The 12150-nt window shown below is 45.0% G+C and carries 11 protein-coding genes; 7 read left to right on the top strand and 4 right to left on the bottom strand.

Going from position 1 to position 12150, the window contains the following annotated elements; translation table 11 throughout:
• Positions 1-19 precede the first annotated feature (19 nt).
• The 7 genes from R7E51_RS04665 to R7E51_RS04635 all read left to right on the top strand — a co-directional run bounded on the left by R7E51_RS04665 (position 20) and on the right by R7E51_RS04635 (position 8292).
• Positions 20-1504, top strand: coding sequence for a hypothetical protein (locus R7E51_RS04665; RefSeq protein ID WP_005375137.1), 1485 nt, complete (start codon positions 20-22; stop codon positions 1502-1504).
• Positions 1488-3071, top strand: a complete 1584-nt coding sequence (locus R7E51_RS04660; RefSeq protein ID WP_017820511.1) for a GGDEF domain-containing protein — start codon at positions 1488-1490, stop codon at positions 3069-3071. The genes R7E51_RS04665 and R7E51_RS04660 overlap by 17 nt, the downstream gene beginning before the upstream one ends.
• A 244-nt stretch (positions 3072-3315) precedes the next feature.
• Positions 3316-3696, top strand: coding sequence for a DUF3302 domain-containing protein (locus tag R7E51_RS04655; protein WP_064376388.1), 381 nt, complete (start codon positions 3316-3318; stop codon positions 3694-3696).
• Positions 3696-4826, top strand: a complete 1131-nt coding sequence (locus R7E51_RS04650; RefSeq protein ID WP_005375134.1) for an HlyD family secretion protein — start codon at positions 3696-3698, stop codon at positions 4824-4826. The genes R7E51_RS04655 and R7E51_RS04650 overlap by 1 nt, the downstream gene beginning before the upstream one ends.
• Positions 4827-5161: 335 nt before the next feature.
• The gene (locus R7E51_RS04645) at positions 5162-5710 is read left to right on the top strand and encodes an ECF-type riboflavin transporter substrate-binding protein (protein ID WP_005375133.1); all 549 of its coding nucleotides are present in this window, start codon (positions 5162-5164) and stop codon (positions 5708-5710) included.
• Positions 5711-5716: 6 nt separating this feature from the next.
• Complete coding sequence (locus R7E51_RS04640) at positions 5717-7456, top strand: ABC transporter ATP-binding protein (protein ID WP_206958260.1); 1740 nt, start codon at positions 5717-5719, stop codon at positions 7454-7456.
• Positions 7453-8292 (top strand): energy-coupling factor transporter transmembrane component T family protein, encoded by an 840-nt coding sequence (locus R7E51_RS04635; protein WP_033906719.1) that lies wholly within the window; start codon positions 7453-7455, stop codon positions 8290-8292. Before R7E51_RS04640 ends, R7E51_RS04635 begins: the two co-directional genes overlap by 4 nt.
• Before the next feature lie 122 nt (positions 8293-8414).
• Here R7E51_RS04635 and R7E51_RS04630 read toward each other — a convergent pair whose 3' ends face one another.
• The 4 genes from R7E51_RS04630 to napG form a co-directional block, all read right to left on the bottom strand.
• Entirely contained in the window at positions 8415-8696 is a 282-nt protein-coding gene (locus tag R7E51_RS04630) for a YrhK family protein (RefSeq protein ID WP_025768568.1), read from the bottom strand.
• Between the two features lie 206 nt (positions 8697-8902).
• Positions 8903-10084: an MFS transporter gene (locus R7E51_RS04625; RefSeq protein ID WP_206958262.1), complete on the bottom strand. Its 1182-nt coding sequence runs from the start codon at positions 10082-10084 to the stop codon at positions 8903-8905.
• Positions 10085-10283: 199 nt separating this feature from the next.
• The gene (napH, locus tag R7E51_RS04620) at positions 10284-11138 is read right to left on the bottom strand and encodes a quinol dehydrogenase ferredoxin subunit NapH (RefSeq protein ID WP_054579344.1); all 855 of its coding nucleotides are present in this window, start codon (positions 11136-11138) and stop codon (positions 10284-10286) included.
• Positions 11138-11908 carry a ferredoxin-type protein NapG gene (gene napG, locus R7E51_RS04615; protein ID WP_206958264.1) on the bottom strand — a complete coding sequence of 257 codons (771 nt, stop codon included), beginning with the start codon at positions 11906-11908 and terminating at the stop codon, positions 11138-11140. Before napG ends, napH begins: the two co-directional genes overlap by 1 nt.
• Positions 11909-12150 lie beyond the last annotated feature (242 nt).

Raw genomic sequence — 12150 nt, 5'->3', positions numbered from 1 at the left:
ATAGTCATGGATGTGAACGTTGGATAAAAACCAAATTCAGCTAGAAGATGATCTCACTAAGCTTAAAGGCCAAATAAAATCGGCCCCTAAACATACCTTTAATATTGCGCAGCAATATCGTATCCGCGCGGAACAAATTTTATTTGTGGACGGAGAGATCAAAGCCTTACTCATCATGGCGCAATGCTGTTGGTGCCTAATGGATTACCGACAAGGCTTAAAACTCGTCAAAGACGCTTACAGCAAACAAACACAGCTTGAAACCGACGATCATCTCCCGGAAATTCTCCATCTTTTTGCTCTCCAATATTGGGGCCAAGCAAAGTATTATTCCGCGCAACAATATTGGATTAATGCGCTCGAACAATCTGCTCTCGTTGATGATGTTGAAATTCAAATCGAATCTCTAATTGGGCTTGGTAATGTATGGCGCATCACTAATGAACACCAACTTGCCGCTTCAACTCATGAGTTAGCCGTTAAAGTGGCAAACAATGTTCGTATTGCTTGGTTAGAAGGTAAAGCGCGCATCTTATTAGCTTGGGACTATTACTTACTAAATAAGTTTGTCGAGATGCTTACGGTACTGGATGGAGCAACCGAAGTATTAAAAGATCATGATGATAGTACATGGCAAGCCGAGATCTGGGACTTTAAAGGGTTAGCACTGCTTGGACTAGAACGCCTTGATGCGGCCGAAGAAGCCACCCAAAAAGCCCACCAGCTCGCCATTGAGCATGACCTCGTTTGGATGAAAGCACACTCTTTTATTAGCCGAGCAAGACTTGAGCTTTTGCGCCAAAATACAGACAGCGCTGCCAAGTTGCTACTTGCAGCAGAAGAGTCTGCACTCAGTTTCGACCACGGTGAGCTACTCAGCCAAATTTGCTTCCAACAATCACGAGTCGCTGAAGAACAAGGTGACTTTGAGTCTGCGTTTAACGCGTTCAAGAAATACCGTAAGCACGCACTCAAAATGCTCAAAGAACAAACTCATCGAATCAGCATGGATAAAGCAAGAGGCTCTAAACGCCAACTAGAGCAGCGAGCACGTAAGCTGATCAATCATATTCGCTCTCAACACGAATACGACCCTGAAAAACAGTTCTCTAATGTCGTTTCTGAGACCTACTGGTGGGAACAGTTAGTTTTGTTTAAAACGGAGCTCAAACGCTCTAACCACGCCATCATTATGATTCAGCATTCAAACCCCGAAGTTCTCGATGTTTGTACCGAGCTCGTTCATGCATTGACAACCTCCAGCGACCTCATCTCGAGAATTTCCAGTAACAGGCTAGCAATGTTAATTGCAGAAAAAGGTCAAGCAGCAGAAGAGGTCTACCGCACTGTCCAAGCGATGTTAGACATCTATCCATGGAAGCGACGCGGAATCAAAGGCCCGAAACCGATACTGTATTTGCAAGATATCCTGACCTTCCCATTCACGTTAGAACAGCTCGAAGAAAGTTATATTGAGGTAATGAAGAATGGAACAACTGCTTAGCAAGGTGACTGACGCAGGTATCGATCCTTCTTCCGTTTCAGGTGAAGAAGCGATTACGCTATGGGAACACATAGGGTTACATATTGCGTCAACAAACCGAGAGAAAGCGCATTGCTATATCATTAGCGCCGAGTATCGAAGAGAGATCAAACAGCTCAACGACAGCATTAGTGAATTGAAACAAGCGCTTGAGTTGCTTGTTTTACCAGAGGATGTAGAAGATATTCTTTCTGTGAAAGCAAGCTTGAGTGAGCGTTTGGTTGAAGTAGGTGACTACAATGCGGCATTAACCGAGTATGTTGCTTCAACCAATATCGCCGTCGAGTACGGCTATATTGATGAGTACGTATTGGCCATTATTGGAATGGGTAATTTGTGCGATGCCCATGGGGATCACCAACGTGCATTACGTTATTATCAAAAAATAGATGCTATCGATCACGCTATTGGCAGTCGATCCCTACGCCTTCGTTACAAGCTGTACATGCTTGCCTGTTATATCAGCTTGAACCGTACCGCAGACGCCAAAGAACTATTGAGTGAATGTGAAGAACTGAGCATTCTCGTCAGTGATAAAAACCTCGCCGCACAAATTCACCTCTACCGAGCCAAATTACATCGTCTGCAAGAAGACTACCCCAATGCGTTGCTGGCTATTTCGAATGTTCAGTATACAACGGGTAGTGCCACGACATACTGGTTATCCACGATGGTCAAAATTGAGACTGCGTATTGTCTAAACGGTGTAGGGCACACTTCTTTAGCTAATTTAACGTTGGACTCCATCAGTAAAAGGATTCAAAAGCAACTATCTCCTATCGTTACTCAACATTTTTATAACGCGATGAGTCAAGTTTACGCCTCTCAAGGGTTGTATCAAGAAGCATTAAATTGTGAAAAAAAAGCGCATAGAATCGAATCTGATCTTGTAAAACATATTCCGATCGGTGAGTTAGGGTCTGCTCAACTACGCCGACTTTCACGCTTTGAGTTACAACTCAAACTCATTTTGTCAGAGCTAGAAAACAAAGAACTAAAAGAAACCACCAAGCAGCATAAAAATACTGTTGCTCAGCTACAGCAGGACGTCTTTACCGATCCACTTACGTCTTTACACAACCGACGCTGGTTAGAAGTTAAACTAAAAGATCTACTTCTGCACGATACTGCATTTGCATTGATGGTCATCGATATCGATCACTTCAAATCCATCAATGACGAACTAAGCCACTTGGTTGGCGACAAAGCGATCAAAAGTGTGTCACAGGAACTGGCGTCCTACTTCAGATTTAAAGGCGCATCGTGCGTACGATTTGGTGGTGAAGAGTTCCTCGTGATCCTTGAGAATACCCAACTGGAACGCGCAGAAATGCATGCCGAGAATTATCGTGAACGGATTTATCAATATGGTTGGGACGATATTCTTGGTGAACGGGGGCTGACCGTATCCATAGGGATTACCTTGCATCGAGAAGGCGAGAATACTCAGCGAACTTTTTATCGTGCAGACAAAGCTCTTTATCGCGCCAAAGCCAATGGCAGAAACCAAGTCTGTACCGAACTTTAAACCATGCCCCGGTTGACACCTGGGGCTTTAGTATACTTTTTACTTATCCTTCCTATATCACTTCACTGCTTGTTTAAATAAGTACTCAGCAACACCTTAACTGCCAATAAACATCAGTGGATACTTACATCGCATAAACATAATTCCTACATAAAAACCGCTTGATTCATCTGTAGTTAAGACAAATACTTAAATTGTTAATTTACGTAGATTTTCCATTTCGCAATACGCACAGGTAGGTAAGATGTTTCTAGACTATTTTGCACTTGGGTTACTCATCTTCGTTGCTTTAGTGATCTTTTACGGAATCATTGTCATCCATGATATTCCATATGAAATCGCCAAAGAGAGAGAGCACCCGCACCAAGACGCAATTCACTACGCTGGCTGGGTCAGCCTTTTCACTTTGCATGCGCTGTGGCCATTTTTATGGATCTGGGCAACATTATGGCGCAAGGAACGCGGCTGGGGTTTTAAACAACTAGAACAAGAAACACACGACATTCATCACCGCCTTGAAGAACTCATCGATGAAGTCAACGAACTCAAAAACCAAGTATCGATGTTGAAACAACAAAAGATTCAGCAAAAGCCTTTGCCTGAACAAAGTAAAGAGGACGAATAATGGACTTATTGCTGATTCTGACTTACGCCGCTCTTTGTATTGCCATTTTTAAAATTTTCAATATTCCTCTAAACAAATGGACCGTTCCAACCGCCGTACTTGGCGGCGTAGTGTTAGTGGGCACACTCGTGCTGCTTATGAACTACAACCACCCATTTACTCAATTGGGTAACCAAGTGTTCCCGACTACGCCTATCGTCTCTGGCGTGCGTGGCCGCGTGGTGGAAGTGCCAGTCCAAGCCAACCAACCGCTCAAAACGGGCGATATTCTTTTCAAAATCGATCCTGTGCCTTTTGAAGCAGAAGTTGCTCGCCTTGAAGCGAAAGTCAAAGAAGCAAGCCAAGGTGCGTTGGGTTTAGAGTCTGATCTAAGAGAAGCAGAAGCTGCTGTATTGAAAGCGCAAGCGGACAGAGATAAAGCACAAAGGGAGTTTAGCCGATATCAAAGGGGCTTTGATCGTGGCGCGTTTACTGAACAAGATTTAGATACTCGACGCCAAGCGTATAAAGCGGCAGAAGCCATGTTAGACGTTGCGATTTTGCAACAAGAACAAGCGCAAATCGCTCTGGACTCTGAAATCGGAGGCGAAAATACCCAAGTCGCGCAACTTCTTGCCGAGCTGCGTAAAGCAGAGTTTAACCTAGAGCAAACCGTCGTTCGTGCGCCAACCGATGGTTACGTTACGCAATTGGCTTTGCGTCCTGGTGTTATGGCTGTGCCGTTGCCACTTGCCCCGGCAATGACCTTCGTACATACCGAAGACATTACGTACACCGCGGCATTCAGACAGAACTCATTACAACGCTTGAAGCCAGGCTTTGAAGCAGAATTTATGTTCCGCGCAATTCCGGGCAAAGTGTTCCGTGGCGAAGTCATTGACGTGATTCCAGCCATTGGTGAAAGCCAAATTCAAGCGCGAGGCGCTCTGCTTGGGACTGATGCCTTGCGCACGAGCGGACGTGTTTTTGCGAAGCTGAAAATTACCGACGACTTGAGTGGATACCACCTACCAATGGGTACTGCGGTTGAAGTTGCAGTTTATTCAGACAGCTTTACTCACGTATCAGTGATGCGCAAAGTGCTTATTCGTATGAAGAGCTGGCAGAACTATTTATACCTCGACCATTAATGAACATATAGCGCATTCATTTATTGGTAAAAATAACATCAAACCGTGTAATCAGGGGCTGACGATCAGCCCCTGATTCATTCTAGCCATCCAGATAGATAGCATTCCCACTTTTATTAATATTCTGTATAATGCGCGCCTTATTTTTAATGCTTGCTAAAACCAAAGCCAGTCAAAGGGATGCGTGAATCAAATCACACATTTCCTGAAGAAAAATAGAGCAAACAATAAGCAGCTTGGTTGTTTTGAATATATGTTACACAATCAAATAACTAACGCTTTCCAACAATATAAATGAACGTTCTTTAAAATCGACTATTGAACTGAGGTTATCTATGAATCTTTCCGCTAAAACTGTTGTGGTTATTGCAATCGGTGCTGCTCTTTACGGTATCGGCGGCTTACCTATGTTTGGCATCCCTGTGTTTGCAAACACAACGCTAAAACCAGCAATGGCAGTATTAGCATTGTTCTCAGTACTATTTGGACCACTTGTTGGCTTCTTGGTTGGTTTTATTGGTCACTGGGTTACTGACCTATTTGCAGGTTGGGGCGTATGGCTCACTTGGGTACTTGGTTCAGGTATTGTTGGTTTGATTATCGGTCTATTCCCTTCTCTAACGCGCTACCGTTTGGAGAAAGGTGATTTCAATATGAAAGACTTCGCGTTATTCGTAGTACTTGCGCTATTAGGCAACGTATTTGGTTACGGTTGCTCTGCATTCCTCGACACGATTTTATACGCAGAACCGTTCACTAAAGTGTTTACCCAGCTTTCTATTATCGCGATCGGTAACACCATTCTTATTGCTATTGTTGGCTTCTTCATTCTTAAGTCTGTCGCTAAACGTAACAAGCAAAGCCGTAACTTAACAGAGGCTTAATGTCGAATGACAATCGAATTTTCTAACTTCTCTTTTAGATATGAGTCGCTGGACAAACCGACGCTAAAAAATATCAATCTAAGGATAGAGAAAGGAGAGAAAATCGTCATTATCGGTCCAAGTGGTAGTGGTAAATCTACCCTTGGGCAATGTCTTAACGGACTGATCCCACACGCAATCAAAGGGGAAACCAGTGGAACATTGACCATCAATGGTCAAGACACCGCCCCTTTCGACATGCACCAATACACTGAGCAAGTTGGCATCGTACTGCAAGATACGGACAGCCAATTTGTCGGTTTGAGCATTGGCGAAGACATTGCATTTGCGCTGGAGAACCAGCTAACTTCAAATATCGACATGTACCCATTGGTCAAAGCCACGGCCAAAATGGTCGACTTGGAACAGATGTTAGATCGCTCACCCCACGATTTATCTGGCGGGCAGAAACAGCGTGTTTCTTTGGCGGGCATTCTCGTCGATGACGTCGATATCCTTTTGTTTGATGAACCACTAGCTGCGCTTGACCCTAAAACGGGTAAAAAAACCATCGAGATTATCGATGATCTACACCGCGAAACGGGCAAAACCATCGTAATCATTGAGCATCGTCTTGAAGACGTTCTGCATTGCTCAGTTGACCGTATTATCTTGATGGAAAGCGGCGAAATCATTACCGATACAACGCCAGATGAAATTTTAGCGTCGCCTCTGCTAGAAGATTACGGCATCCGCGAACCGCTTTATATTTCAGCACTAAAAGAAGCAGGCTGCGCGATTGAGGGCGATGCAAAACCTTCTAGCTTAACTACATTACCGTTGGAGCTATATAAACCAGCGGTACAAGCATGGTTTGATGGTTCAACAGCACAACCACCTAAAACGCCAGCCGAGACTTTGCTTGAAGTCCGTGGCCTCACCTATTCTTACGACGGTGAGAAAAACGCGTTAGAAGACGTGAGTTTTGACATCAAGCGTGGCGAGTTTGTCTCTGTACTTGGCAAAAATGGCTCGGGTAAATCGACCATCACCAAACTGATTATGGGCGTTATTGAAGCGGATAGCGGCTCAATGAGCATAAATGGTCAAGATCTTAACGAACTGACCATCTTCGAGCGTAGCCAGAAAGTGGGCGTGGTGATGCAAAACCCGAATCACATGATTTCCCATCACATGATTTTCGACGAAGTGGCCTTCGGCCTCCGTAATCGTGGCGTTGAAGAGAAACAAATCGAAGCTAAAGTATTTGAAGTCCTTGAGCTGTGCGGTTTGAGCAAATACCGTCACTGGCCAATCGAAGCATTGAGCTACGGCCAGAAAAAGCGCGTAACCATTGCGTCAATTTTGGTATTGGAACCAGAGCTTCTGATCCTTGATGAACCGACGGCAGGTCAGGACTATCGAAACTACACGTCTATGCTGAGTTTCATCGAAAAGCTCAATCGCGAGTTGGGCGTAACCGTGATGATCATCTCTCATGACATGCATTTAGTGCTGGAATACACCACGCGCTCTATCGTGATTGCAGACAGTAAATTAGTCGCGGATGCACCAATGACGCAGGTATTCAGCAGTCCAGAGCTACTAGACCAAGCAAACCTCACCACAACAAGTCTGTTTGAGTTGGCTACGAAAGTTGGCATCGAAGACACCAATGGCTTTATGCAGCACTTTATCAATGTAGAAAAAGCGCACCGCCAACGAAAAAGCGGCGAAGTAAACCAACCAGAGAAAGCTGTGGCATGAAAGACAATAAGATGAAGTTTGGTATCAACTACATCGATACCCAATCACCACTTCATAAGTTGAATGGCATTACTAAGTTCTTGCTTTTCATTGCTTGGGTAACGGTGGTGTTGACCACATTTGACTTGCGAATCATCGCGCTGTTGATCGTGCTTGGTGTAGGCTTATTGAAAATGACCAAAGTGCCCTTTCATGTCTACAAACCGCTGTTATTCGGTACAGGCACGGTATTGCTGATCAATGCCCTGTTTATGTTCGCGTTAGCTCCGCAACAAGGTACTGAGTTCATGGGCTCATCAACGGTTTTACTCTCGTTACCCGGTAATTACTCGCTCACTCAAGAGACGTTGTTTTACCTAGTAACAGTGACGTTGAAATACTTCAGCATGTTTCCAATCGCGTTGGTGTTTGTATTTACCACTCACCCGACGGAGTTTTCAGCCAGCTTGAACCGCTTGGGTGTACCTTACAAAATCGCCTATGCCGTAAGCTTAACGCTGCGCTACTTGCCGGAAGTGAAAAAGGACTTTGTTAACATCATGCACGCGCAACAAGCACGCGGAGTAGAACTGAGCAAGAAGGCTCCGTTGTTCACTCGTATGAAGAACGTCGCGAAGATTCTTGGACCTCTGATTTTCTCTAGTTTAGACAGAGCCGATCAAATCTCAAACGCGATGACGCTACGTGGTTTTGGCCGCCACTCCTCTCGCACTTGGTACAGCTTAAAACCACTGACCAAAGCCGATATGATCTGCATGGCTGGGATTGCGGTGATAGTGATTGCTGCGATCAGCAAGCGCGTGATGGACACACAACTGTTCTGGTATCCGTTTTAAATTCTGAAGCTTCAAACTGAACATAACGTGGTTAGTGTTGTGACCACGTTATCTTCCGTCTTTCCCCTCGATAACTCGCCTGCTGGCTTCTTGCTTGCAAGTATTCAAAAGAAGCGGTAATTTCAGCGGCTCGCTGATGTGCCAGAAAGTTGCTTATTCAAACGACCAACATGAACTAAACTCATCAGTTTTATCAGGGGCTTAATGATCAACTGCGCACTGCCCACGATGAAAAGCCAAGTACCACTTTCAATCAACGAATCATTCAAAAAGAAAAAGCTACCAATTAAAAACCAAATAGCAATGAGTAGGTCGTTTGCAGCACCTAACGCCTCATAGCGGCGCTGAATAACGATGTGACGGCTTCCTAGATCTAAATCCAACTCTCTGCCATGTATCTGCACTGTATAGCTCCCCTCTTATTGTTTCGCGTCAGTTATGCCCAAGTTATTTCGAAATACTTAGTTCTAAACCCTAACGGACGTAGCATGCATTGACAACCATTGGGGGGATTATCTATTTGCAATCAAAAGAAAAGGGCGCATAAGCACCCTTTTCAGCGAGTCTAATTACAGGTATTCGCTTTAATGATTAGATAGTGAGTGCCAACTTAACTCCACTTCAACAAGCGAGTTTCGTTGCCTTCTTCCGGCTTCGCTGGAATATTGAGTGACAACAGCAAGCTCACTGCTGCCATACCAGCGCCGATGTAAAATACGCTAGCAGGTGAAACCAGCCAAATCACACCAAACGTAACAGGTATTACAACCGCCGCAATATGGTTAATCGTAAACGCAACGCCCGCGGTCGACGCCATATCTGCTGGGTCGGCAATTTTCTGGAAGTAGGTTTTAATCGCAAGCGCTAACGCGAAAAATAAATGATCGACAACATACAATACTGCCGCCCACTCAGCCGTTTGCACCAAACCGTACCCGACGAACACGAAGATCAAACCGACGTATTCAAACATCAACGCTTTGCGCTCACCTACAACGCCGATAAAACGGCCTATTCGCTTCGCAAACAAGAAGTTAAAGACATAGTTAATCAGGAACAGCAACGTAATATCTGCGGCGGAGTAACCAAACTTTTCTACCATCAAGAAACCAGCGAAGACCGTAAAAATTTGACGGCGTGCTCCACTCATAAACGTAAGCGCATAGTATAACCAGTAACGTTTACGCAGGATGAGCTTCTTGTTCTGAGGAACTTTTGTCTTAAATTGTGGGAAGGCAAATGCCATCACCAAAATGAGCACAAAACCTAAACCACCAGCCATTAAATAGACCGTTTTAAAATCAAGTTTGAGCTGTTCGAGCGAAACCCAAATGGCGCCGTAGGTAAACAGAGAAGCCAAAGCTCCAACAGAAATAAACTTACCCAGCATTTCTGGCGCTTCTTCTTTAGATAGCCATTGTAAAGACAAAGACTGCTTGAGTGTTTCAAAGTAATGGAAGCCGGTGGACATTAACAAGGTTGTAAAAAGTAGACCGTACAAAGTGGGAAAATAACCTGTTAATGCCGTACCAAGCGTAAGCATCGCCAAAGAGACGAGCATAAAGCGTTGCTCTCGGATAAACAGCAATACAAACACGGCGGTAAAGGCCAAAAAACCCGGAATTTCACGCACACTTTGCAATAAGCCTATGTCGGCACCATCAAAGTTTGCTTTCTCGATAACAAAGTTGTTCAACAACGCCATCCAGGTAGAAAAAGCAATGGGCACGATAATGGAAATTAACAGGAGGAAATTTTGCGGCGTTCTCCAGCCGTGCGATGAGGTAGTCATGATGTTTCCTTTAAATATGAAGGCATCATCATAGCTTTAAATGTAACAAATTCGCAATATCATTATTATTTTCAGCCCAGAGCAAGCAGATATGGCTGAGGGATATTGTTATGAAGATAAACATCGCACTTAACTCCTCGGCTAAGCGCGATGTTCAAGTATCAAGAGAAATAAAGCATGAGTAAATGTGCTCAGTGGCTTAATCAATGACTTTTACTGATAGGCAATTTTTAAATTCAAACACATGTTCTGGACATACATCCAAACAACGACCACAGCTAATGCAGTTTTGATCCATAACTCGACGATCTCCCTCTTTCAAAGGCTGCCGAAGCACTTCTGGTTCTGGGCAAACGTAAAAGCAATCCATGCATTTGGTGCAATCTTCGCGGCGAACAGCAGTAACGCGCAACAGGCTTTTTCGGCCTATCACGCCATAGGTAGCCCCCAGTGGACATAAGTGCCCACACCACCCATGCTCAACCAAGAGTAAATCCAACACGAACACCAGGGCGATCAACACCCAACCTGCGCCCATACCAAACACCAACCCGCGATGCAGTGCCGCCACTGGATCTAACCATGTCCAAAGAATTGCGCCAGACAGCGCACTGCCCAACATCAAAACAGGGATCAGCCAATAACGAATCACGGGAGACCAACGATAGCTCGCTTTAATGTTGAGCTTTCGACGCAACCACGCCGCCAAGTCTGTCACGATGTTCAACGGGCACACCCAAGCACAAAATGCGCGCGGCGCCAAAATCGCGTAAAACACCACGACAATCACTACGCCTAACAACGCATTAAACTCCGGAACATGCCCTGTCGCCAAAGCTTGAAGCACAATTAACGGGTCACTTAACGGCACGGTATCGAGCAACATACTTGATGACAGATTACCAGTTAGAATTCCCAGCGTCGGCCCAGCCATAAATAGCGCAATGATGGTGAACTGACATAGCCGACGTAAAATCAAAAACCGATGCGCGCGCCACCAACCAAGCTTTTCAAGCGCTTCTTTGCCAGCATTTTGAGCTAAATTCTTTGCCATTACTTACCTCCTTTTAGCGATTCAAGCGCACCTTCCGGCACAGGCGTCTCACTAGGGAGGATATTTTCGAGTGGTTTGTCGATCTCTTTCCAACCAAAATTGTAGTGGCTGCCCACTTTGCCTTTCGCCAAATCCGTCGGGACAACTTTAATAGCAGCGACATCCAACACGCACGCTTGTTCACACTTACCACATCCGGTACACACTTCGGAATTCACTGTAGGGATAAGTTTGGCGTGATAGCCGGTTCGGTCGTTGTGAACCATCTCTAACGTGATGGCTGCATCAATCAGCGGACAAACGCGATAACAAACGTCGCATCGTAACCCTTGCCAGTTAAGGCAAGTTTCATGGTCAATAAGAACCGCTGTACCCATTCGAGCATCATCAATATCGGTTAGTTTCGGATCCAGCGCCCCACTCGGACAAGCGACAACACAAGGAATGTCTTCGCACATTTCGCAGGGAATATCGCGTGCAGTAAAGTAAGGTGAGCCAGTCGCGACGGGTGAAAGTAATGTCGCAAGTTTCAAGGTATCGTAAGGACATGCCTGAACACACAAGCCACATCGAATACAAGCTGATTCGAAATCGCCTTCCGGCAGTGCACCAGGCGGACGAATAGGCACACCTTTGGTTTCTCGAGCTTGGCTTTGTAGCGATTGTAAGCCCAATACACACGCAGCTGCGCCAACACCAGCCGCAGTTCGAGCTGTATCACGCAAAAATCGGCGCCGACTTTGCGATATTTTAGACTGAGAGGATTTCATGCTATTTCCTCAACAAAACTCCCTTATCAAGTTAAGCATAAATAGCCCTAAACGTGTCGTTTCCCTATACCTCATAGGAGGTAACCCCATCCTCTATTGATTCAAGTCAACTGACGCACAGTGCCGTCGTCACAGTTTGACTAAATGCGTTTATTTACTGCGACATGAAATTCACCACGATACTCTGCAGTACGCGCCATTCTCAGTACAATAATTCAACACCTTTGCAATCTACTCGCTCA

This window comes from Vibrio sp. Vb1166 (assembly GCF_033338695.1).
Classification (GTDB): Bacteria; Pseudomonadota; Gammaproteobacteria; order Enterobacterales; family Vibrionaceae; genus Vibrio; species Vibrio alginolyticus.
This window is presented reverse-complemented; position numbering and strand designations above follow the sequence as displayed.

Bases quoted from the DNA above. Each gene is read 5' to 3' on its own strand.
- R7E51_RS04640 (WP_206958260.1), top strand. From the start codon at position 5,717: ATGACAATCGAATTTTCTAACTTCTCTTTTAGATATGAGTCGCTGGAC.
- R7E51_RS04635 (WP_033906719.1), top strand. From the start codon at position 7,453: ATGAAAGACAATAAGATGAAGTTTGGTATCAACTACATCGATACCCAA.
- R7E51_RS04655 (WP_064376388.1), top strand. From the start codon at position 3,316: ATGTTTCTAGACTATTTTGCACTTGGGTTACTCATCTTCGTTGCTTTA.
- napH (WP_054579344.1), bottom strand. From the start codon at position 11,138: ATGGCAAAGAATTTAGCTCAAAATGCTGGCAAAGAAGCGCTTGAAAAG.
- R7E51_RS04650 (WP_005375134.1), top strand. From the start codon at position 3,696: ATGGACTTATTGCTGATTCTGACTTACGCCGCTCTTTGTATTGCCATT.
- R7E51_RS04660 (WP_017820511.1), top strand. From the start codon at position 1,488: ATGGAACAACTGCTTAGCAAGGTGACTGACGCAGGTATCGATCCTTCT.
- R7E51_RS04645 (WP_005375133.1), top strand. From the start codon at position 5,162: ATGAATCTTTCCGCTAAAACTGTTGTGGTTATTGCAATCGGTGCTGCT.
- R7E51_RS04625 (WP_206958262.1), bottom strand. From the start codon at position 10,084: ATGACTACCTCATCGCACGGCTGGAGAACGCCGCAAAATTTCCTCCTG.
- napG (WP_206958264.1), bottom strand. From the start codon at position 11,908: ATGAAATCCTCTCAGTCTAAAATATCGCAAAGTCGGCGCCGATTTTTG.